The 23,324-nt window shown below is 31.9% G+C and carries 17 protein-coding genes and 1 riboswitch; of the genes, 12 read left to right on the plus strand and 5 right to left on the minus strand.

Annotation, left to right across the window (positions count from 1 at the left end):
• The first annotated feature begins 318 nt into the window (after positions 1-318).
• Together pfkA and pyk are read left to right on the plus strand one after the other, a co-directional pair.
• Positions 319-1,281, plus strand: a complete 963-nt coding sequence (pfkA, locus tag Q3907_RS07390) for a 6-phosphofructokinase (RefSeq protein ID WP_295560691.1) — start codon at positions 319-321, stop codon at positions 1,279-1,281.
• 26 nt (positions 1,282-1,307) lie between these two features.
• Positions 1,308-2,720, plus strand: a complete 1,413-nt coding sequence (gene pyk / locus Q3907_RS07395) for a pyruvate kinase (protein WP_295644994.1) — start codon at positions 1,308-1,310, stop codon at positions 2,718-2,720.
• Positions 2,721-2,772: 52 nt separating this feature from the next.
• On the opposite strand, the gene Q3907_RS07400 is transcribed toward pyk, so the two are convergent.
• Both Q3907_RS07400 and Q3907_RS07405 read right to left on the minus strand, forming a co-directional pair.
• On the minus strand, positions 2,773-5,952 hold the full coding sequence (locus Q3907_RS07400; RefSeq protein WP_301897834.1) for an FtsX-like permease family protein: 3,180 nt from the start codon (positions 5,950-5,952) through the stop codon (positions 2,773-2,775).
• 79 nt (positions 5,953-6,031) lie between these two features.
• A complete protein-coding gene (locus tag Q3907_RS07405; protein WP_295645000.1) occupies positions 6,032-6,736 on the minus strand; it encodes an ABC transporter ATP-binding protein in 705 nt (234 codons plus the stop codon).
• Positions 6,737-6,826: 90 nt separating this feature from the next.
• Between Q3907_RS07405 and Q3907_RS07410 the strand changes: the two genes are divergently transcribed.
• From Q3907_RS07410 to Q3907_RS07435, 6 genes are all read left to right on the plus strand, one after another.
• Positions 6,827-7,687: a DegV family protein gene (locus Q3907_RS07410; RefSeq protein ID WP_301897835.1), complete on the plus strand. Its 861-nt coding sequence runs from the start codon at positions 6,827-6,829 to the stop codon at positions 7,685-7,687.
• A gap of 2 nt (positions 7,688-7,689) precedes the next feature.
• Positions 7,690-8,547, plus strand: coding sequence for a DegV family protein (locus Q3907_RS07415; protein WP_301897836.1), 858 nt, complete (start codon positions 7,690-7,692; stop codon positions 8,545-8,547).
• Between the two features lie 63 nt (positions 8,548-8,610).
• The gene (locus tag Q3907_RS07420; RefSeq protein WP_295645006.1) at positions 8,611-10,083 is read left to right on the plus strand and encodes a TIGR02677 family protein; all 1,473 of its coding nucleotides are present in this window, start codon (positions 8,611-8,613) and stop codon (positions 10,081-10,083) included.
• Between the two features lie 8 nt (positions 10,084-10,091).
• Positions 10,092-11,225 carry a TIGR02678 family protein gene (locus Q3907_RS07425; RefSeq protein WP_301897837.1) on the plus strand — a complete coding sequence of 378 codons (1,134 nt, stop codon included), beginning with the start codon at positions 10,092-10,094 and terminating at the stop codon, positions 11,223-11,225.
• Positions 11,212-15,195, plus strand: coding sequence for an SbcC/MukB-like Walker B domain-containing protein (locus tag Q3907_RS07430; RefSeq protein WP_301897838.1), 3,984 nt, complete (start codon positions 11,212-11,214; stop codon positions 15,193-15,195). Before Q3907_RS07425 ends, Q3907_RS07430 begins: the two co-directional genes overlap by 14 nt.
• On the plus strand, positions 15,192-16,463 hold the full coding sequence (locus Q3907_RS07435) for a TIGR02679 domain-containing protein (RefSeq protein WP_301897839.1): 1,272 nt from the start codon (positions 15,192-15,194) through the stop codon (positions 16,461-16,463). Before Q3907_RS07430 ends, Q3907_RS07435 begins: the two co-directional genes overlap by 4 nt.
• A gap of 14 nt (positions 16,464-16,477) precedes the next feature.
• Here the strand turns inward: Q3907_RS07435 and Q3907_RS07440 are convergent, their stop codons facing one another.
• Positions 16,478-17,137 (minus strand): uracil-DNA glycosylase, encoded by a 660-nt coding sequence (locus tag Q3907_RS07440; RefSeq protein WP_278463951.1) that lies wholly within the window; start codon positions 17,135-17,137, stop codon positions 16,478-16,480.
• A 63-nt stretch (positions 17,138-17,200) separates the two neighbouring features.
• Here Q3907_RS07440 and Q3907_RS07445 point away from each other — a divergent pair, with 63 nt between their 5' ends.
• Genes Q3907_RS07445 through Q3907_RS07455 form a run of 3 tightly spaced genes read left to right on the plus strand, consistent with a single transcriptional unit; the run spans position 17,201 to position 19,493 of the window.
• The gene (locus Q3907_RS07445) at positions 17,201-18,334 is read left to right on the plus strand and encodes a folylpolyglutamate synthase/dihydrofolate synthase family protein (RefSeq protein ID WP_301897840.1); all 1,134 of its coding nucleotides are present in this window, start codon (positions 17,201-17,203) and stop codon (positions 18,332-18,334) included.
• Positions 18,335-18,385: 51 nt separating this feature from the next.
• Entirely contained in the window at positions 18,386-18,817 is a 432-nt protein-coding gene (locus Q3907_RS07450) for a MarR family winged helix-turn-helix transcriptional regulator (protein WP_301897841.1), read from the plus strand.
• Positions 18,818-18,875: 58 nt separating this feature from the next.
• Positions 18,876-19,493 carry a flavin reductase gene (locus tag Q3907_RS07455; RefSeq protein ID WP_295646803.1) on the plus strand — a complete coding sequence of 206 codons (618 nt, stop codon included), beginning with the start codon at positions 18,876-18,878 and terminating at the stop codon, positions 19,491-19,493.
• Between the two features lie 14 nt (positions 19,494-19,507).
• Here Q3907_RS07455 and Q3907_RS07460 read toward each other — a convergent pair whose 3' ends face one another.
• Together Q3907_RS07460 and Q3907_RS07465 are read right to left on the minus strand one after the other, a co-directional pair.
• Entirely contained in the window at positions 19,508-20,059 is a 552-nt protein-coding gene (locus Q3907_RS07460) for a folate family ECF transporter S component (RefSeq protein ID WP_295646800.1), read from the minus strand.
• Positions 20,060-20,128: 69 nt separating this feature from the next.
• A riboswitch (THF riboswitch) is annotated at positions 20,129-20,226 on the minus strand.
• Positions 20,227-20,280: 54 nt separating this feature from the next.
• Positions 20,281-21,987, minus strand: a complete 1,707-nt coding sequence (locus tag Q3907_RS07465; RefSeq protein WP_301897842.1) for an ABC transporter substrate-binding protein — start codon at positions 21,985-21,987, stop codon at positions 20,281-20,283.
• A 254-nt stretch (positions 21,988-22,241) separates the two neighbouring features.
• Between Q3907_RS07465 and pta the strand changes: the two genes are divergently transcribed.
• On the plus strand, positions 22,242-23,213 hold the full coding sequence (pta, locus tag Q3907_RS07470; protein ID WP_270742022.1) for a phosphate acetyltransferase: 972 nt from the start codon (positions 22,242-22,244) through the stop codon (positions 23,211-23,213).
• Positions 23,214-23,324: the final 111 nt, after the last annotated feature.

A 23,324-nucleotide genomic window follows, 5' to 3' on the forward strand; every position in this document is an offset into this window, starting at 1 on the left:
CGACAATAGTTGGGCTTGCCCCTGCGAAGATAGCTAGCTGCCGGGTCCTTTTTTTAGATAAATTTTTTAGATAAAATTAAAAGCCAAGTCTTTATCTATTTAGACTTGGCTTTTTAATAGCTAAAATATTAAAAATATATAATGTTAATAATACATGATTTTAATAATTGTTAACAAAAAGTTAAATTATTCACAAAAGTTATTATATCTCTAAATCTTTTTTACCTAAAAGCGTTTTCAGACAAATTTTGCCTTTTTTTAACATTCGTTATGTGGTATATTTATGATGATTAATAATGAGTCTATGGAGGACATATTATGGTTAAAAGAATTGGTATTTTAACTTCTGGTGGTGATTCGCCGGGAATGAATGCTGCAATACGCGCGGTAACTCGCGTTGGATTAAATAGTGGTTTAGAGGTATTTGGTATTTACAATGGTTATAAAGGGATGGTAGAAGGATATATCGAACCATTAACTCGTGAAACTGTTGGAGATATTGTAAATAGAGGCGGTACTATTTTAGGATCAGCACGTTTACCTGAGTTCAAAGATATTGAAGTCAGAAAAAAAGCAATTGCTCAATTAAAGAAAAGAGGCATCGAAGCCGTTGTCGTTATCGGTGGAGATGGTTCATATCGTGGTGCATTATCTTTAACTGAAATGGGAATTAACTGTATCGGCTTGCCTGGTACTATCGATAACGATATTACTTGTACTGATTACACAATTGGATTCCAAACAGCATTAGAAACTGTTGTTGAATGTGTCGATAAATTAAGAGATACATCGAATTCACATCACCGTTGTTCTATTGTTGAAGTTATGGGAAATCGTTGTGGAGACTTAGCATTATGGTCTGGAATTGCTTGTGGTGCAGAAATTGTAGTAACAAGCGATACTGGATTTGATGAACAAGATGTTTTAGATCGTCTAAGAGATATCGATATTATCAAAAAGAAAAAGCATGCGATTGTCGTTATTAGTGAAAAAATCACTGATGTTGATCAATTTGCTAAGAAGGTAAGTTTGAATACTGGTTTTTCAGGTAGAGCTACTGTTTTAGGCCATATTCAACGTGGAGGATCGCCATGCCCATTTGATCGTTTATTAGCATCACAAATGGGTGAAAAAGCCGTAGATTTATTAATGCAAGGCATCGGAGGGCAATGTATCTCAATTAGAGACAATAAAATTGTTTCGTATCCAATTGAAGAAGCATTAAGCATGCCACAAGAATCTCGTAAACCACTAATGAACTTATTTGATCGTTTGGTTTAGGATAAATTAAAAGGAAGGATAAAAAAATGAGCAAAAAAACAAAAATTATTTGTACTATTGGTCCAGCTAGTGAAAGCAAAGAAGTTTTAACAAAACTTGTTGAAGCTGGAATGAACATTGCACGTTTGAATTTCTCTCATGGAGACTATGAAGAACATGCAGAACGTGTTAAACGTATTCGTGAAGTAAGCAAGGAAACAGGAAAGCCTATTGGAATTTTATTGGATACTAAAGGTCCTGAAATTCGTTTAGGTGATTTTGAAAATGGTGGATGTGAATTTGCCGAAGGTGATGAAATTGATTTAGTAAAAGAAGAAGTTTTAGGAAACCACGAAAGATTCACATTACGTTGTCCAGAAGTATTCAATGACGTACAAGCTGGTGACTACATTTTAATGGATGATGGTAAAATGAAAGTTACTTTTACAGAAGTAACTCCTGATCGTATCCATGGCGTAGTAAATAACCCACATTTCTTAAAGAGCCGTAAGGGATGTAACTTGCCAGGTATTAAATTAAGTATGCCATTTATTTCTGAAAAAGATGAATCAGACATTCGTTTTGGATGTAAAATGGATGTTGACTATATCGCGGCAAGTTTCACACGTCGTAAAGATGATGTTTTAGCAATTCGTCAAATCTTAATTGATGAAAATAAAGATAAGATTCAAATCTTCCCTAAAATTGAAAACCAGGAAGGTTTTGATAACATCCGTGAAATCTTAGAGGTTGCAGATGGAGTAATGGTTGCACGTGGAGATTTAGGTGTAGACGTAAGTTTAGAATTAGTACCTATTTATCAAAAACGTATGATTGCGATTGCCAATGAAGTAGGTAAACCAGCAATTACTGCAACACACATGTTAGAATCTATGCAGGAAAATCCTCGTCCAACACGTGCAGAAGCAAGTGACGTAGCTAACGCTATTATGGATGGAACAGATTGTATCATGTTATCTGGTGAATCAGCTGCAGGTCATTACCCAGTTGAATGTGTTCAAACAATGACTAAGATTGCGAACGCTATTGAACCAATGATCCCTTATAAAGATCGTTTAAAAGCTAACGTTAAATCAAGTAAACGTACTTTAAATGATGCAATTGGTATTTCAGTAGCTGATACTGCATTGGCAATTGATATTAAATGCATTATTGCATTTACGCAAAGTGGAAATACAGCTCGTCGTTTAGCTAAATTCCGTCCATACGCTCCTATTTTAGCTGTTACATTTGATGAAGTAACTCAACGTAGTTTATTACCGGTTAATGGTGTAACTCCAGTTGTTTCAAGTATTCAAAATACAAAAGAAAATGATATTGATTTAGCTCGTAACTTAGCATTACAAGCTGGATTCAAAACAGGAGATCACATCATTGTTGTTGCTGGATATCCAATCGGATCAGGTAACACAAATATGATGCGTATTGCACAAATCTAGTTAACATTGCCCTCATTTTGAGGGCTTTTTCAATGCAAAAAAAGCTGTGGGTTTATTCCACAGCTTTTAATGATTCAACCATTTGAATTTTGTTCAATTTTCTATGCATGAACAAATTGATGATTGCATTGAAACCAATCGTCATCACAAAACTAATCACATAAGATATTGAATTGATTGTTCTACCAAACATAATATCATCCATCTCGGCTAAGTTCATTATCAAGTGATGTAATCCAACACCGATACCTAAACCAATCAATGAACCTAAAATGGTTAATAGAATTGTTTCTCTATTGATATACGCATCTACTTCTTTTCTAGTAAATCCAAGTACTTTAATTGTCGCAATTTCACGTTTTCTTTCGGAAATATTAACATTGCTTAGATTGTATAAAACTACAAAGGCAAGACAAGCAGCTGAAATAACAAGAACAACTACAATATAAGAGATACTCTTGATCATATCTTTAAAGTTTTTTTGTAGAGATGAATAGAAAGTTACACTTTGTACACCATCAACATTCATAATTTTATTACCTAAGTTACGTTCAAACTTTTTAGTTGTTTTTTTAGATTTGATTAAGTAAGTGTGTGTTGTCTTTGCGTTTGTATTCCAACTCTTGTATAAAGTTTCACTTGCATATATATGGTGACCAACATAATTTCTAAATACACCTTTTATTTTTGCTTTAATGACTTTATTGTTTGCATCTTTAAATTTAATTGTATCTCCAGCTTTTTTATTTAATTTAGTAGCCATTTTTTGAGATATCAATACAGAAGAATCATCAAGATCGAATTCTTTCTTACCATTAAATAAAGTACAGAAATCTTTAAATTTCTTATCATTCGAAATAATATGAACTGTAGTTGAAATATCTTTGTTTTCTATTTTAGTAGTTACTGCAAGATGATCTTCTTCATAAACATCCTTAACACCCTTTAAAGATTGTATTTGAGAAGTGATTTCATTTGTTTTAGCTGCCACAGTTGCATCATAATGATAAATGACATTATATTGTTGATTAACAATATCCGAAATACTATCGTTAATACCAAAGCCAGCTACAAGTAATGCAGAGCATCCTGCAATACCGATGATGGTCATAAAGAATCTTTTTTTATAACGGAAAATATTTCTAGCCGTTACTTTTCGTAAGAAAGACAATCGTTTCCATATAAATGAAATTCTTTCTAAAAGAATCTTTTTACCTGCTTTTGCAGCCTTTGGCCTCATTAATTGACTTGGCATTTCAATTAATTCACTATAAATAGAATAAAGTGTTGCTAGTAAAGTAATACCAGTAACAGACCCACTAGCTAATAATATAAGTCCTGGTTGAAATAAAAATTTAATTTGATCAATATTATATAATGTGTTCCAAGCGTTGAAAATGACGGTTGGGAATAAATACATTCCCAAAGAACAACCTAATATGGATCCTAAAATACTAGCAATCAATGCATAGATGAGATACTTAGAAGCAATTTGCAGTTTTGAATAACCTAAAGCTTTTAAAGTTCCCATTTCATTTCTTTGTTCATCAACCATTCTTGTCATAGTTGTCATGCAAACTAAAGCCGCTACTAAGAAGAAGAAGACAGGGAATACTTTGGCAATACCATCCATACGATCTGCGCAAGCACCATAATCACGATAAGAATAATGAGAGTCACGATCTAATACAATCCACTTACCTTCCATTTTATCAATTTCTAATTGTGCATCACTTAATTCTCTTAAAGCATCATGCTTTTGAATATTGAATTCAGCTTTTGATAAAGTAAGTTGCTCAATACTTTTATTTAATTCGGTTTTCGCATCTTCAATTTTTGATACTCCATCCTCATATTGAGCTTGTCCATCAACCAATGATGAATATGCATTATTTAATTGATTTTTTGCACTCAGCAATTGATTGAGTTGAGATTGTAATTCAGCTTTTTTACTGCTAGCCGCTTGAATTTGATTAATTCCATCCTGAATTTGAGGTATAATTGCTTCTAACTCAGCTTTTTTAGCTATAGTTTGATCGATTGTTGCTAATTTACCCTCAAGATATGTTTTTGTATTTTTAAGATTTTCAATGAGTTTAATTTTCAAAGCTTCAGTTTGTTCATCTGTACTAGGAGTATTTTGCGCCTTTTCAATTGCCATATCGATCAAATCAATAGAATCTTGTATCATTTTACGTTGAGCATAAAGATCATCGATTACTGCATTGATTTGATTTAAACCATTTTCAGCTTGTTCTTTTTGATTCAATAATTCAGGCAGCTTTTTTTCACTTTCTTCAATTTGAGCAATCGCGTTTTGTAGAGTTGGAATATTATCTAAAACTTTTATGTTTGCATAATATTCATTCCACCCCTGATTGATTTGATTTTTTGAATCTTGCAGTTTTAATTCATTGCTTTGAATCTCAGCAAGACCTGAATCAATCTTATTTTGAGCATCATTGAATTGATTCTCAGCATCATTAAATTTATCATTGGCTTCCTGTTTTTTTTCATCCAGTTCAGATTGATAAGATTGAATATGCGCATCGATTTGTTTGTTTGAAATCTTTTTGATTTTCTTTAATACTGGATCAACCACATCAAAATATTCATCACTATAACAATCCAAATTTTTAGCACCTTTTACACATACATCTACTTCTGTATAATAATCCTTTAAAACATTTGTATTTTGAATATATATAAATGAGTTTACAGTTCCAGAACCAATATTACTTGAACCTTTTTCATAAGATAAGTAATTTGGATTGTAACAAGTGCCTACAATTTTATATTTTGTATGTTTTAACGATTTAGATAAAGCTTCATCTGTACCACTTTGTAGTTTGATAGTATCTCCAATGTGGAAAGTTCCATACAACTTATTTGTTGCAGAACTAGCTTCAATCAAACATTCATTTTCTCTTTCAGGCATTCGTCCTTCAACCACACGTATCTTATTCATCTTTTGATCAATTCCATAAGAAATTACTTTTATAACCATTTGTGTGGAATCAATTTGAGATAATGTATCCATTGAAAAGTTTGGTTGTACAGATTTAACACCCTTAATTCTCTTGATAGCAGCTACATCCTTTTTTGTTAGACCGATTGTAGAATAGACTTGAATATCTTGAACATTATGTTTATCAAAATATGTATCAGCGCTATTTTTCATATCTGGAGCACTGGCTTTAATACCTGCAAAAAAAGCAACGCCAATCGCCACGATACAAAGGATAGAGAGAAAACGGCCTAGGGAGATTTTAATTTCTCGGAAAATATCCTTTAAATAAGTAACAGGCATATTAATACTCTATATCATTGACATCCATTGGATGTTCATTATATGTAATACTTTCGATTTTTCCACTACGAACCTTAATGACCTTATCTCCCATTGGTGTTAATGCTAAGTTGTGGGTAATCACTATAACTGTTTTATTTTGTGTTTTACATGTATCCTGTAAAACTTTTAGGACTTGTTTACCAGTCTGATAATCTAAAGCACCAGTAGGCTCATCACAAAGTAGAAGTTTTGGATTCTTAGCCAATGCTCTCGCAATCGCCACACGTTGTTGTTCACCACCAGAAAGTTGACTCGGAAAATTGTAAGTTCTATCTTTTAACCCAACAAGTTCTATAGTTTCATCAATATCAAGTGGTTTCTTACAAATCTGTGTCGCAAGCTCGACATTTTCTCGAAGCGTTAAGTTTTGAACAAGATTATAAAATTGAAAAACAAATCCAACATCATATCTTCGATACAGTGTCATATCTTTTTCTTTATAAGAACTAATTTCTCTTCCATCGACGATGATTTTTCCCTCACTGACAGTATCCATTCCTCCAAGTAAATTTAGAATGGTACTCTTACCTGCACCACTAGCGCCAGCGATAATCACAAACTCACCTTGTTCAATTTCAAAACTTACATCATCCAATGCATGTATATCGATTTCTCCCATATGATAAGTCTTTTTAACATTTTCAAAAGAAATGAAAGCGCTCATGTAAATCACCTCAATCCAATTATATCAGACATTTGAGAAAATTAATATTTCGTGTTAGGATTAGGATGATTTTATAAAAGGAGGGCTTTAATGAAGATTCGAGTATTGACAGAAAGTGGTTGTGGATTAACAAAACAAGAAGCAAATGATTTAGGAATTGATTTTTTACCTTTACAGGTTCAGATAGAAGACAAAACATATTTAGATGGGGTGGATTTAACGGTTGAAGAACTAAGTTCATTCTTAGAAAGAGGATATATGCCTCAAACAAGTATGCCACCTTTAGGTGATATTGAAGCTTTATTAGAATCCTATAAAAATGATGGGATTACAGATGTTGTTCTAATCACATTATCGAATGGTTTATCAGGAACAAATCAGGCAATTCAAGCATCAGGAAAATGGCATGGAATTAAAATCCATACATTAGATATATATACAACTCTAGGTGTGGAAAAATATTTGGTGTTATCTGCACAAAAATTAGTTGAACAAGAAATACACCCAGAGGAAATTATTTCACGTTTAAAAGAAAGTGTTGAACATTCAAGAGGATTCTTGATTCCCGAAGATTTGGATCATTTAGCTAAAGGAGGAAGATTAACTCCAATGGCAGCTAAGCTTGCGGGTATGTTAAAAATTAAACCAATCTTGGAAGTATCTAAAAATACGGAAGGGAAGGTAGATGTTTTTGATAAAGTAAGAACGATGTCAAAAGCTATCAAAAAGGCGATTAAAGTAATTTCAAAAGATGCGAATGCACAAGATTATGAATTTTATATATTAAATGGAGGAAATCAAGAGGGTACACAAATTGCGATTGATGAACTACATGACGTGTTAGGAGAAGATATTCAAATCCATACAGATCCAATGTATGCCGTTATTGCCGTTCATACAGGATTAGGTGCTGTAGGAATTCAATTTGTGAAAAAAGTAAAGGGGGCCTAGACATGAAAATTGCATTTGTAACGGATACCGGAACTGGCCAGCATCCAGACTATTGGAAAGAAAAAGGAATTTATTGTTTACCTCTACAAATTACTTGTGATGGTGAATCAAAAGATGAGTATACCGAAATTACATATTCAGAAGTGATTCAAAAATTACATGAGAAGAAAGTTTTGAAAACATCTTTACCAAGTTTAGGAAAGATTCAAGATTGTTTTGAAGAATTAAAAAGTGTGGGATATGACACAATTTTTGCGGTTCCTATTTGTCGAGGTTTATCTGGAACATTAGATTCAATGGAAATGATTGCCAATCAATTGGAAATGAAATTTGTAGGCGTTGACTGTTATTGTACTGCCGTTGAACAAGGATGTATGATTGAGACAGCTAAAAAGATGTATGAAGCAAACATTCCAATTGATGAAATTATTAAAAAACTACAAAGCATTGCGGATAGTTGTGAAACTGTGTTGTTGTGTGATGATTTAGATCATATGAAACGTGGAGGGCGATTGACACCAATGGCTGCGGCACTAGGTGGTTTATTGAAAATCAAACCTGTTTTACACATTTGTAAAAGTACGAATGGAAAAGTAGATGTATTAGATAAAGTTCGTACGATGAAACGTGCTCAAGATCGTGTTATTAAACATTTAAAAGAATTGAATGTAGATTCTAATTATACATTTATTGTTGCGCACGTTGATGCATTAGATGCTGCAAAAGAGTATGCTCAAAAGATTGAAAGTCAAATTGAAGGTGCTAAAGTCAAAGTTATCGATTTGGTAAGTGCAGTTGGAATCCATACAGGACTTGGCTGTTTAGCTTTACAAGTGTTTAACCAAATGGAAAAAAATTAGGAATTGAGTGATAAAATCACTTGATTCCTTTTTGTTTGCTTGAAAGTATAGTAAAATTTAAATATGAAAATCAATGAAAAACTAACAAAACCAATTACAGAAGTAAATTATTTGCGAGCTGAAAATGTAGATCGATACAGAGTAATTATTCGATTTTTTTATGAACAATATGAGAAAATTCAGTACTGGCTATATAAAGAAGATGTGTTTGAGGCTATGATTCAAACTGGCATTTTTCCTGATTATACACTAGACCAATGTCAATCGGATTTATCTTCATTAACGGAATGGAAAAATTTAATTGCGATCCAAGATACATCGAAAGTAACGTCAATTGAGGAGTTTAAAAATAGAAAATATCGTTATCAATTATCTGAGTATACGATTGAAATTGAACGTATGACTTTAAAACTAGAAAATTTGCAAGTTGAAGGTGCCTCTCTTGAACCAACGTTACTTGAAAGAATTCAATATCAAATTATGTGTATTGAAGCTTTACAAGATGCAAGTATGGAAGAAATTCATACGTGGTGGAAGGATTTAAATGCAAATTTTATTCGTTTAAACCAAAATTACCAAGACTATATTCGAACTTTAAATAACGCAAAAGCAGAAGAAATGATGAAAACAGAGTCATTCTTATTATTTAAAGAAAAAATTATTTCTTATCTAAGAAATTTTGTCAAAGGCTTACAAGAACACGCCATGATTTTAGAGGATTATATTCAAAATATACCATTTGAAAACATTGTTGTTTTGATTGAAAAGACTGTGAATTATGAAATGTCTATTCCAAGAATAGATGATAAAATTCAAAAACAAGATGTATACGACAATTTTATGGCAAGATGGGACAGCATATATAGCTGGTTTGTAGGTAAAAATGGAATTAGCGAAGTAAATCGTATGTCCGATATAACGAATGAAATCATTCGTAAAATCACACGCTATGCCCAACAGATTGGAGAACTACAAAATCAAGGTGCCAATCGAGCAGAAGAATACAAACATATTTCAGATTTATTTGGGAAATGCCAAGATTTAAGCCAAGCTCATAAAATGAGTGCCTTGTTTTTTGGTGTGGATAAACCACTACATATGCAAGCTATTTATAATCGAAACACAGATTCTATTGATAGTGGGGTATATGAAGAAGAAATAACGTACTATGCACTAGAACCCAGAACTCGTGTAGCTACAGTAAAAACAAAAAGACAACCAGCCCAAGATTACAATTTAGAAAGAGAACAGCAACGATTAGAAATATTAGAACATAAACAAGCACAAAACGAAAAATTAAAAAATTACATTCGAGATGGAGTTGTTGACTTTGAAAAAATAGATATATTAGATGGTGAATCTAGAAAAATACTATTATCGTGGTTATCTAAAGGATTAAATGATGCGAATAAAACCTCAAAAACAGATGATGGTCGCGAGTTCTATATTGATGATTCAAATTTAAAAACAATAGAAGTCAAATGCGAAGACGGGATGTTTGTGATGCCTAGCTATCGTATTTGTTTTAAGGGGTAAATCTACTTATGGATGCATTACAAGAATTATTAAAACGCAAATGGATTCTACGAAAAGAAGATCCAGACTTATATAACATGGTGAGAGATTCAGTAAAAGAGATTCGTAAATTTGTACAAGAAAAATTCGGCTATATGATTATCGTTACTCCATATCTAATCAAATTAGAAAAAATACCTGGCTATGTTGAAGAATGGATGGGAATACAAGAATTTCAATCCGTTCAAGAATATCAAATGTTTTGTTTTGTATTATTGTTTTTGGAATCAAAAGAACGCGAGGAACAATTCGTATTATCTTCCTTAACAGAATATATTCAGATGCAATTTCAAGATGGAGTGATTGATTGGACACACTTTAATACCCGAAGACAATTGGTACGTGTATTAAAATATTGTCTATCGATTCACATAATTGAACTTGATGATGGAAGTGAAGAAGGTTTTATCAAAAACAAGGATACGGAAGCTTTATATGAAAACACAGGATATTCTCGATATGTCATTCGGAATTTTGCCCACGATATAATGGATATTCATTCATTGGAAGATATAAAAAAATCAGAGTGGTTTTCTATGGAAGAAGATCGAGGTGTCGTAAGAAGACAAAGAGTGTATAGACGTTTTTTGTTGTCTCCAGGCATCTACAGAAAAGACAAAAATGATGAGGATTTTGTGTATATTCGACATTATTATCGTCAAATTGAAAAGGATTTTCAAAGTATTATGCCATGCAATCTACATTTACATGCATCAAGCGGCTATATTGTTCTTGACGAAGATTGTAATGTAGGAACTATTTTTCCAAGCCGAAACACAATATCGGATTTAGTTTTGGTTTGTATGCAACAAATTACTAAGAAAATAAAAAATAGAACGTTAAATGTAAATGATGAAGAAATCACATTTATAGAAAAAGAACTATTGTTGAAATGGATACGTAAGTGGATCAAAGAGAATTTAGTGTTTCTTCCTAAAAAATATCAAGACATGGGAGAATCTTTAATAAGTGAAAATGTACTAGCTACAATGAAAAGTTATGGATTTCTAGATGAAGAAGAGAATCGAATAAAAATCAATCCGATTTGTGGAAAAATTGGTGGTGGATTTGATGTTGAGGTGAAAAAAAATGTTAACAAGTAAATGGCATATGTATCGTATGGGCTTGATTGATTTTTGGTATTATACGAATGAAGAATTTTATTTTAAAAATGGTCATATTCTATTAAGAGGAAGTAATGGAAGTGGAAAATCGGTTACTATGCAAAGTTTTATTCCAATCTTATTAGATGGAAATAAGAACAGTGAACGTTTGGATGCTTTTGGTACTAAAGCTCGAAAGATGGAAACATATTTAATTGATGAAAATTCAAATCGAGATGAAAGAATTGCATATTTATACTTAGAATTCAAAAGAGAAGATTCCAATATTTTTAAAACGATTGGAATGGGAATGAGAGCACGAAAAAACAAGCCAATGGAAACTTGGTATTTTGTGATTGAAGACAATCAACGCATTGGTAAAGATATTCAGCTTATGGAGCATAATTTAGCAATATCGAAACAAAGTTTAAAAAATAAAATTCAAAATCAATTCATTGAAACACAACGCGAATATATGGCTCGAGTGAATCAAGCTTTATTTCAATTTCCAACATTGGATGATTATAAAGAAAGTATCAATTTGTTGGTTAAATTGCGCTCTCCAAAATTAAGCAATTCATTAAAGCCCACAATAATCAATGAATTGTTGTCAGAATCTTTACAACCTTTAAGTGAAGAAGATTTACGTCCTTTGACGGAAGCCTTGTCGAATATGGACGAAGTTCAAAACCGTTTAGAAGTATTAAAACAAAGTCAACAAGCAGCTAAATCGATTCAAAATGTATATGAACAATATAATTATGCTCTATTAGATAAGAAGAGTTTACAATATATAGAACAAAAAAATAAATTGGACGAATTAACAAAGAAACAAAAAGAGTTAAATGACAGAAAGAATCAAGCACAAGAAATGATTCTTGAAATCAAAAAACAAGTAGACAATATAACAGTAGAAAAAACTGTGCTTAAAGAAGAATATAGTGGTTTGGCAAAACAAGACCTACTTCAATTGGCTAGTGATGTACAACGCCATAAAGAAGATTTAATGCAACAAGAAAAAGCTTTAAAGAATAAGACACAACAAGAATCGAATAAAGATAATGCATATGTTTCATGTAAATTAAAATATGATAAACAAAAAGATTATAATGATTCTTTAGAATATGAGATTCATAAAAGCTTCAAACAATTGAATGAATTGAATGAAAATATGCAGTTTGATGAGCATATATCTTTAAAACAAGAATTTTTAACCAATTTAAATCATGATTATGATTTTAACTATACAAAATCAAAAATAGACAAAGAATTAAGTGTATTAAATCAAGGGTTGGAATTGTTTCAAAAAATGAATAATCAAAAAGTATTACTGAATCATGTACAAGATGATTATGCAAAAGAACAAAGCTTATTAGAACAAATTGAAACAGAACTAAAAGCATATCAAGAACAATTTCGATTGTTGAAAGAAGAATATCATGAAAAATTTTTAGCTTGGAATGAATCCAATCAAATTTTAAAAATGGATGCATCGACAATGAAGATTTTTTTTGAGATTATATCTGATTATGGAAATAGTGAACGATATTATGAAATTGATCAGGATATTCACAATCGTTATGTATGGTACTTAAAAAATCAAACAGAAACAGTTTCAAGATTATCTATTGAAATAAAACAATTCATGAATGAGTTAAAAAAGATTCAAGAACAATATGAATATTGGAACGATTTAAAAGATCCTCAACCAGATATTGTCAAAGAACAAGAAGAGGCAAGACATTACTTGGAGGAAAAAAATATCCCGTTCATTCCTATGTATACTTTGTTGGATTTTGATGATTCTTTAAGCCAAGATGAAAAAAATAATATTGAAGAACAATTATTAAGCAGTGGTTTGATGACGGCTTTAATTATTCCTGATATATATCAAAAAGAGGTTTTAAATTTACCAAAAGGTATGAAAGAATCCTTCTTGTTTACACATAACAAAATAGAAAATTTGACTGTTTATATTTTACATTCTAAAATTGAATACAATTCTTTATGTAAAGCCTTTGGCTTAAATGAAGGTTCTGTAAAATTCTTTGACAATGGCTTAGAAATAGGAAATATTTGCAGCGTTATTAGTCAAACAAGGCAATCCATTTTTATTGGTAAGGCTTCTAGAGAAGCGTATCGAAAAAGCCAACTGGATAAACTGCAAGAAGAGATACATATAAAAAAGCAAGATATTCAAGAATTGGAAAGCAATTTGAAAATTGCACAGGATAAAGTAAAAGTTTTGGAAAAAGAATATGCGGAATATCCTAAAAAAGCCGATTTAGATTCTAGTTTATTAGATGTAAATCGTATGCTTTTAAAGCAAGAACATTCCATTGAACAAATAAAAAAATATATTGAACAAAAAAATCAATATCAAATATGTATTCAAAATATGAATAAAGAAATAACAAATATTTCTGAGAAATTAGGAATCTCGAACACAGAGGATGTTTTTAGATTAAGAAAAGATTTATTTATTGAATATAAAGATGAACTTGTTCAAATGGAATCTATACATGAAAAATATATTGTGAATATAGATTTGTTTATATCTTTAGAATCGCAATTGGAAGATTTAAGAATGGATTTGGATTCTATTCGATACGAGAAGAAACAATTGGAAATTCAGCTTCAAAAACTACAACAATTGATTTCAGTAAAAGAAGCACAATTGAATGAGATGGGATATGAAAAAATCAAAGAACGAATGGAAAAAATTATGAATCGCTTGGATGAAATTCCAAAAATCATTTCAAATCTATATCAAGAAGATGGAAGATGGCAAAATACTCAGGAACAATGTCAAAAGAATATTCTAGAAAATGCTTCTTTAATTGAAGTGCAAAGTACAAAAACGGAAAATTATAAAAAATATTATGAATCCGAATTGGATTTGGGGTATGTTTCAATTGAAGAAAAAAATCCAGTATACGTTCATAAACATGTAGTAAGTTCATATCCAAATTTAAAAAACAAAGATACTTTAGGAAACGATCTTCAAACTGTATTTTTTATGAATCGAGGTTTCTTGCAAGATTATAACCTTCATTTTATCACATTGTTTGATGACCAAGAAGATACAATGGCACGCTTGGACATCAAGGCTCGTTATAAAGGAAAACAAATTGATTTCACAATGTTGTTAAAACAGCTAGAGATAGACATTGAAAAACAATCTGAATTGGTAAGTAGTCAAGACCGACATTTAATTGAAGATGTATTAGTGAATACGATTTCAAGTAAAATACGTATTCATATTCGAAGCAGTAAACGATGGATTGAAACAATGAACAAGTATATGAAAGAAATGAATACAAGTAGTACTTTAAAACTTGGATTACAATGGAAATCAAAAAAAGCAGAAAATGAAGATGAACTAAGTTCAGAATCTTTAGTTCGTATATTAGAAAAAGATTTACAATTGTTAAAAGAATCGGATTTTCAAGCACTATCCAATCATTTCCGTTCGAAAATCAAGTGTGCTAGAAGAAATGCAGAAGATCCAAACTCAAATTTGAGTTTTCATCAAGCAATGAAAAATCTATTAGATTATCGTTCGTGGTTTGATTTTACAATCATGTATGAAATTGGAAATGAAAAACGTAAAGAATTGACGAACAATCGCTTTTATGTATTTAGTGGTGGCGAAAAAGCTATGGCTATGTATGTTCCTTTGTTCTCGGCTGTAGCGGCAAAATTTGCCTATGCGAGTGAAGATGCACCTTTGATTATTGCATTGGATGAAGCATTTGCGGGTGTTGATTCTAAAAACATTGATTCCATGTTTGGGTTAATCAAAAAATTTGGTTTTGATTATATTATGAATTCCCAAGTTTTATGGGGCGATTATCCAAATGTAGATGCCCTAGCAATTTATGAACTATATCGTCAAAATGATGCAAAATATGTAACTACAATACGATATGAATGGGATGGCCATGTTAAAAGGTTGGTTGATGCATGATGAATGAAGAATTTTGCCAATACTTATCTGATAATGAATTTTCAGAATTTATGCAACTATGGAAAAAACAATATGAAAAATATGGCACTTGCAAAGGAAGTATTGATTTAGTATTAGATGACTCAAATCGCGAATGTATTAGTGGTTTAATGGGAAAAGATTATTATGGTGTTGATTGTGTGCATATTACTTTTCGCCAACTACAAAAGGCAATATTGAATACTAAATATGAGAATTGTGATTTTAACGAAGTGTTAAAAATGTACTTCAATGAAGATGTTTTGACAAATAAACATCGACAAGAACAAGAACAGCTACGAGTTCAAAATATATTTAAACATTTTTTTAAACAGGAAGGTAAAAGTCAACAGTGGATTTATAATACATATACAAACCGTGATTCTGTTTATATTCGTATTGTTCAAGCTTCAAAAGAAAATGAACAAAAATGCATAAATACGGTATGTGTAGTGATGAAAGCTTTAAATCATTTGCCAATGTGGGAAAACAAGAAAGAAAATATATCTATTTTTGCGAGCTACCATACAAAAAATCCACATGCTTTTGATAAAAATACCTTTGCATATTATTTGATGATGCATGGAATTGTTTATTTTTTAAAAGTTGATTTTCCTAAAACAAATCTAGAACAAAATGAAATTCTATATCGAGCAGGACTCTACCAAGATGGTATTAGTAATTATTGTAGTGTCGCAAGACTTCAAGCATTTAACGAAAATAATCAACCACATTTAGGTTGGGCAGGATTCTATGATTCATATGAAGCTCTAAATGTGAATATGGATAACTTATTACATATTCATTTTATTACATGTTGTGATAGAGCATATATTGTAGAAAATCCATCTGTATTTCAGGCTTTATTGAAAAAAATAAAGAAAGAAAAAATCAAAAAAATCGGCTTAGTATGCACGAATGGACAATTAAATTATTCAGCCTATCTTCTATTAGATATATTGGTGAATTCGAATATAGAGATTTATTATAGTGGAGACATGGATCCAGAAGGACTATTGATTGCTGATAAAATAAAACAGAGATATCCTAGTATAAAACTTTGGTGTTACGATGTAAGTCAATACGAAATTTCTAAATCGAAAGAACAAGCAACAGATCAAAGAATGCATATGTTAGATGCTTTAAAAGATGAGACGTTGATTCGAATCGGAAAATGTATCTCTGAAAATAAAAATAGAGTTGGATATCAAGAAAATATGATTGAGGAATATCATAAAACTTTAGATTAGATATTAAAAAACGCCTATATCCATTGGATAGGCGTTTCATTGTTTTTAACTAGATATTCATTCGCAAGCTTAAAATGATTGTTTCCAAAGAAACCTCGATAAGCACTTAAAGGACTTGGATGCGGACTTGTAAGAATTAAATGTTTTGGATTTGTCAATAATTTTTTGGCTTGGATAGCCTTAGCCCCCCACAATAAGAAGACAACAGGACCATCTTTTTCATTGATCCATCGCAAAGCTTCATTTGTAAAATTCTGCCATCCCATATCTTGATGCGATAAAGGTTTGTGTTCTTCAACTGTAAGAATGGTATTCATTAATAGTACTCCTTGTTTAGCCCAGTCCGTTAAATCGCCAGTACGATGTACAGGAGTTTGATACTCATTTTCTAGTTCTTTATACATGTTTTGTAAAGATGGAGGTAAAGGAAAGTTGCTTGGTACACTAAATGAGTAACCTTGAGCTTGTCCTGGACCATGATATGGATCTTGTCCTAAAATAACAACTTTTGTATCTTTTAAAGAAGTTGTTTTAAAAGCAGCAAAAATATTCTCTTTTGCAGGATAAATGTTTTTAGTCTTATATTCTTTAGCTAAAAAGTAGCGTAAATTTAGTAAATAGTCTTTTTGTATTTCTTGATCAAACAATTGATCCCAGTCATTATGCATAATCATGTGATTCACTTCTTTCTTTAGTGATATAATAATACCATGAATGTACAAGAGAAAATAAATAAAATGGAAAATTGCCGTGGAAAAAATCACGACCTATTAGAATTTAGACAATGGTTAACAGATGCATTGCCAAGTCACATAATTTTAAAAAAGATTCAGGTAGCAGGTACAAATGGAAAGGGTAGTACTTCAATTTGGTTAAGAGATCTGTTGATGAAAAAAGGATATAGAGTAGGTGTATTTACATCTCCTCATTTGATTCATCATACAGAAAGAATTCGTGTAAATGATGCATGTATTTCTTTAGATGATTGGGAAAGAATCTATGATCAATATGAAGGATTATTCTCATTACATAAGATGACTATGTTTGAAATGGATCTATGGATGTCACTTGCTTATTTTATAGAACAAGAAGTGGACTACTGTATTATTGAAACCGGCATGGGAGGTCGTTTAGATGCAACAACGGCATTAGACTATAAAGCTTGTTTGATTACTAATGTAGGACTTGACCATACAGAATATTTAGGAGATACTTTTGAGCAGATTGCCTATGAAAAATCTGGTATATTTAAGCCAAATGTTCCAGCATTAACAACGGAAGATAAACCAGAATGTCAAAAAGTAATGAAACTTGTTGCCGATTATATGAATACACCACTATGTTTTGTGGATTGCCAAGAAACAGATGTTTTAAGATGGAATGAAATGACATTTCATCTAAATCCACCATTGTATCAAGCTAAAAACTTATCTCTTGCCTTAGAAACATTAAATGTGTTAGGTATTTGGCTAGAAGAAAATGAAACACAAGAAGTCATTGATCACTTTCAATGGGCAGGTCGATTTATGATTCTTAGAAAAGATCCATTGGTTTTATTAGATGGAGCACATAACGTACATGGAATTACGGCGTTGACACATTCTTTGAAAGATTTTAAAGGAGAGATTTATTTTTCTGTATTGAAAGAAAAAGATGCACCACACATGATTGAACTTCTACAAACCATTAGTAAAGATATTACATTGGTAGAAATTTCAAGTGCACGTTTATATCCATTAGAAAAATTAGGGTATCCAATTATTACAGTGGATGAGTTGATTTCAAGACTATTAGATACAAAAGAAGCTAGTTTATTATGTGGTTCTCTCTATTATGTAGGAGAAGTATTAGAAAAATGGGGCAATGTTTGACATGCCCTATTTTAGCACTTACAATTGTTCTATTGGAGTTGGAGCGATAATATGTTTACAATTGAGGAGTTTTTGCGTATATCCAATCAAATGAGGGATTATTACGCTAAAAAAATAAAAGATAGTTTTCAAAAATTTAATTTTTCACCAAATGAAATTTCAATCTTAATTGTTTTAAAAAATAATTCAACAATAACAACGAGTACGGAATTAAAGGTTGTGTTAGGCGTTTCAAAAACTTTGATTTCTAGAAGTGTTGATTCTTTGGAGAAAAAAGAACTCATTCGTATTTGTATAGATGAAAAAGATACTCGAGTACATCATTTAAAGTTGACACAGGAGTGCCAGCCTATTTTAAAAATAATTGATGAAGAGATTGGAAAAATTAATAAAACATTGTTTTATGATGTGTCTGTAGAAGAAATGAAAAGTTTGAAGCAGACAATGAACAAATTACAAAAATGTGTTGAAGAAGGAAAATAGTTATATGGAATATAACCGCTGAACTTGCTATAATTAAAGTAACAAGGGAGGTGTTCTTATGGACAACACAGTTTTGTATGATCTTTCTTATGGTATGTATGCCGTGGGTGTAAAAGATGGTATGCGCGAATGTGGTTGTATTGTGAATACTATATTTCAAGTTTCAACGATAGGACCGCTCATTGCCTTGAGTATGAATAAGGATAATTATACTTGTTCATTGATTGAAAAAAGTAAGTGTTTTTCTTTATCAATCTTGCCTGAAACAATAGATTCACAAGTGATTACGGATTTAGGCTTTCAAACAGGAAAAGATAAAGACAAGTGGGCGAAGTTGAATCATCATTTGTTTAGGGAATTGCCTGTGATAGATGGTGCATTAGGGTACATGATGTGTGAAGTGCAAAGTCAGATGGATGCAGGAACACACTTTGTATTCTTGGCAAAAGTTGTTGATGCTAAGAAAGGTGATTCTGGTAAACCAATGACCTATGCGTATTATCATAATGTATTAAAACAAAGTGCACCGGCAAAAGCACCTACATACAGAAAAGAAGAAAAGTGGGTATGCAGTGTTTGTGGATATGTATATGATGGAGATAATTTTGAAAATGAACCAGATGATTATGTGTGTCCGGTTTGTGGAGCAAAAAAAGAAATGTTTAAATTGCAGTAAAAAAAGGTGGACCATTAACGGTTCACCTTTGGTTTTAACTGGATACATGTTTTCATCACTAAATATAGAATAACGACTTGGAATGGCAATGAAATTAAGTTTTTGATTAATTTAGGGCCAGCAATAACTAGAAATGGCGTTCCCCATAACATCGATGTGAATAGTGTGTTTAAGAATAAACTAACAACTACATCATATGTAATACGACATAAAATGACGCGAACCCAAGTGATTTTTTTGCAGTTATAGAAGTATGCTGAGAAAATACATGCACTTGCCATTGTAGAAATCATAAAGATTGGATAATAAGCACCTACAGGTTTAACCATATAATTAACGAAATCTAAAAGTGGAGCAAGCACTAAGTTTGGAACAGGTCCATATAATAAGCAGCTAGCCGCCGTGGCAATAGAAGCAAAACCTAATTTTAGCTGGTTTGTGATTTGAATGGATCCAAACAAGTTCAGAATAACGTTTAGGGCAAAAAATAAAGCTACCCCAACAATGACACGAACATTTTTTAGGGAACGTGCATTTTCTTTTAACATTACAAAGTATTGATTCATATATAAAAAGACCTCCTTTTTTCCATATTGCGATACAAAAAAAGAAAGTCTTTAATTTTTTTCGATCACAACAGCGGGATGCAAAATATGTACCGCAAGAATAACTTTTCGTTCCTTAACCAACTCCCTGTGTTAAAGACACTTAACGCACATATTTTTACTCTGTATGTAGTTGAATTATATGTATTAAAAAGAGATCTGTCAACAGATCTCTTTAATTGTTATTCAATTGTAGCTTTATCTAATGCTTTAACGAAGTCATACAATGCAGCTGTGTCTAAGTTTTTGATCTTTTTGTTGTATAGATCATAGTAGCTTAAACCATTGATTGCTACATATGGACATAAAGCAGAAACTTTTTCGTAAACTTCTTTATAAGCAGCAGTACTTGCAGCTTGATCAGTTGTGTGTAATGCAGTATCTAATAATGCATCTAAATCAGGATCTGATAAACGAGCTTTGTTATCTGTTTGACCAGTTTGGCATAATAAGTTGATTTCAGTGTCATCACCTGAACCAAATTGCCATCCCATGTAAGATACTTCCCAATCGTTAACTGTATCATCACCTTGAACTGTTGCAACCATTGTGTTGAATTCACTTAAGTTTGTCTTGAAATCAACGCCAAGTTCATCGCCCCAAGCTTTTTCTAGCATTGGAAGCATTGTATCTAATTGATCTTTACCTTTTGTAGAAACCATACGAACAGTTAATTTTTGTCCATCTTTTTCACGTTTTCCATCACTTCCTACAGTCCAACCAGCATCGTCTAAGATTTGTTTAGCTTTTTCGATATCATAATCATAGTAAGTCATGTTGTCATCTTTTTCTTTACCAGTAACGATATCACCTAATTTTGATGAAATTGGGTTAGCCATTAATACTGGAACGAAACCAGGTTGAGTTTTCTTAACATCTTTACTTCCTTTAGAGAATGAGTAGAAGCTATCAACAAATGATTGACGATCAATCGCATAAGTTAATGCTTGACGTACAGCAGGATCTGCAGTGGCTCCAGCTTCACAGTTGTAAATAAAGTATTGCATTGAGCTTGATGCGTAGTTGTTGTAAGTTAAGTTTTTGTCTAAGCTTGCAGTACCAACTTTGTCGGCATTATCAGCTTGTGGTAATAAATCGACAGTTCCTTTTTGAAGTTCTTGAAGTTCTGTTGAAGTATCACAAATCTTCATTACAACATTATCAATTTGGTATTCTCCATCTTTAGCTTTAAATTTATCATTCTTAACAAATGTGGCAGCTGAATCTTTTTGAAATTTTTTCAATACATATGGTCCAGTACCAATTGGTTCACTAGCCTTGTCTTCAAACATCTTTGTATCACCTTTTTTGTATTTCTTGAATTGTGAATTAGAGATGATTGGGAATGTACCAACTTGACTGATGGCATCGATTCTTGGTGTTGCCAAGTGGAAAGCAACTGTGTAATCGTCGATTTTTTCAACACCACTTAGAGTTTCGGCATCTCCTTCGTGATATTCTTTATAACCTTCTAAGTAATCAACATAAGTTGAGAAACGACCAGTATAGCTTGGGTCAGCCATAGCTGTAAATGTCAATACAACATCATCTGCATCCAATTTAGAACCATCAGAGAATTTCACACCTTTTTTCAATTTGAATGTTAATGTTGATCCATCCTCACTAATAGTTGGTTGTTCAGTAGCAAGTTCTGGTTGTAATTGATTATCACGATCATAACTCAACATACTTTGATAAACCATTTCGATAACGTAATTGTCATATACAGTTTGATAATACAATGGAGAGAAAATTCCATTGAAACCAGTGTTTAAACCTACTGTCAATGTTTTACCGCTTGCACCAGATGATCCACTAGCACAACCAGTCATCATTGCAGCTGCCATACATACGGCACCGGCCTTTCTTAAATAGTGACTTGTTTTCATGATTTGCACCTATCCCTTCTTGTGATGTCACTAGTGTAAAACTTTACAGAAAGAAATGCAAGATAAATTTACATTAATTTTCAAATGTATGTAAAATAATTACATTTTATACTAAATGTACATAATAAATGAACAATATGCCGTTAAATGTATACACGTTTTGTGAATAAACTATGAGAAAAAGTTCACATTGTTTTTGTGGTAAATAAAGCATTTTTGGACTATACTTTGATAGAAAAGAGGTAGTTAAAGTTATGATTATTGATGAATTAGAAAAAAAAGTCCAAGGAAAGGGAGTACGAATCGTATTTACCGAAGGTTGGGATCCACGTGTACAAAAGGCAGCTATTGATTTGAAAAACAATGATGTTGTTTGCCCAGTATTGTTAGGAACTCCAGAAGAAATCGCTGGCTGTGCACAAAAGAATAGTTTAAATGTTGAAGGAATCGAACAAATCGATCCAAATAATTTCGAACATATGGATGAAATGGTTCGTAAAATGGTTGAGTTACGTCGTGGTAAAATGGATGAAGAAAAAGTTCGTACAGCATTGAAGAGCACAAACTATTTTGGAACTATGTTAGTTCAAATGGGATATGCTGATGGATTATTAGGTGGTGCTACATATTCTACAGCGGATACTGTACGTCCAGCATTACAATTAGTAAAAGCAGCTCCAGGAAACAAATTAGTTTCTTCTTGCTTCATTTTAATTAAAGAAGAAAACCAATTGATCATGGGTGACTGCTCAATTAACATCAACCCTAACACAGATGATTTAGTAGAAATCACAATGCAAACAGCTAAGTCAGCTCGTCAATTTGGTGTAGAACCAAAAGTTGCATTATTATCATATTCAACAATGGGTAGTGCAAAAGGTGAATGTGTTGCTAAGATGACTGAAGCAAGCGATCGTTTACGTCGTATTGCTGATTTCGATATTGATGGAGAAATGCAATTTGACTGTGCAGTAAGTGAAGAAGTTGCTAAATTAAAAGCTCCAAATTCAAAAGTTGCTGGACACGCAAATACATTTATCTTCCCTAACTTATCAAGTGGAAACATTGGATACAAAATTGCCGCTCGTTTAGGTGGATATGAAGCAGTAGGACCAATCTTACAAGGATTGAATGCACCAATCAATGACTTGTCTCGTGGATGTACTTCAGATGAAATCTACAAGATGGCTATTGTTACAGCTGCTCAAAAAGATATGGATATCTAATTTAAATAATTATATTTTTTGATAAAAGAATCTTGCTTGAGATTCTTTTTTTGCGTTTAAGACACATTTAATAAATTAGGATATAAAGCTAAAATCAACACTCATACAACG

The sequence above is a fragment of the uncultured Holdemanella sp. genome, assembly GCF_958348295.1.
GTDB lineage: Bacteria > Bacillota_I > Bacilli_A > Erysipelotrichales > Erysipelotrichaceae > Holdemanella.

What these genes read in the sequence shown, in the direction of transcription:
- pfkA (WP_295560691.1), top strand. Translation starts at nt 319, where the DNA reads ATGGTTAAAAGAATTGGTATTTTAACTTCTGGTGGTGATTCGCCGGGA.
- pyk (WP_295644994.1), top strand. Translation starts at nt 1,308, where the DNA reads ATGAGCAAAAAAACAAAAATTATTTGTACTATTGGTCCAGCTAGTGAA.
- Q3907_RS07405 (WP_295645000.1), bottom strand. Translation starts at nt 6,736, where the DNA reads ATGAGCGCTTTCATTTCTTTTGAAAATGTTAAAAAGACTTATCATATG.
- Q3907_RS07410 (WP_301897835.1), top strand. Translation starts at nt 6,827, where the DNA reads ATGAAGATTCGAGTATTGACAGAAAGTGGTTGTGGATTAACAAAACAA.
- Q3907_RS07415 (WP_301897836.1), top strand. Translation starts at nt 7,690, where the DNA reads ATGAAAATTGCATTTGTAACGGATACCGGAACTGGCCAGCATCCAGAC.
- Q3907_RS07420 (WP_295645006.1), top strand. Translation starts at nt 8,611, where the DNA reads ATGAAAATCAATGAAAAACTAACAAAACCAATTACAGAAGTAAATTAT.
- Q3907_RS07425 (WP_301897837.1), top strand. Translation starts at nt 10,092, where the DNA reads ATGGATGCATTACAAGAATTATTAAAACGCAAATGGATTCTACGAAAA.
- Q3907_RS07430 (WP_301897838.1), top strand. Translation starts at nt 11,212, where the DNA reads ATGTTAACAAGTAAATGGCATATGTATCGTATGGGCTTGATTGATTTT.
- Q3907_RS07435 (WP_301897839.1), top strand. Translation starts at nt 15,192, where the DNA reads ATGATGAATGAAGAATTTTGCCAATACTTATCTGATAATGAATTTTCA.
- Q3907_RS07440 (WP_278463951.1), bottom strand. Translation starts at nt 17,137, where the DNA reads ATGATTATGCATAATGACTGGGATCAATTGTTTGATCAAGAAATACAA.
- Q3907_RS07445 (WP_301897840.1), top strand. Translation starts at nt 17,201, where the DNA reads ATGGAAAATTGCCGTGGAAAAAATCACGACCTATTAGAATTTAGACAA.
- Q3907_RS07450 (WP_301897841.1), top strand. Translation starts at nt 18,386, where the DNA reads ATGTTTACAATTGAGGAGTTTTTGCGTATATCCAATCAAATGAGGGAT.
- Q3907_RS07455 (WP_295646803.1), top strand. Translation starts at nt 18,876, where the DNA reads ATGGACAACACAGTTTTGTATGATCTTTCTTATGGTATGTATGCCGTG.
- Q3907_RS07460 (WP_295646800.1), bottom strand. Translation starts at nt 20,059, where the DNA reads ATGAATCAATACTTTGTAATGTTAAAAGAAAATGCACGTTCCCTAAAA.
- Q3907_RS07465 (WP_301897842.1), bottom strand. Translation starts at nt 21,987, where the DNA reads ATGAAAACAAGTCACTATTTAAGAAAGGCCGGTGCCGTATGTATGGCA.
- pta (WP_270742022.1), top strand. Translation starts at nt 22,242, where the DNA reads ATGATTATTGATGAATTAGAAAAAAAAGTCCAAGGAAAGGGAGTACGA.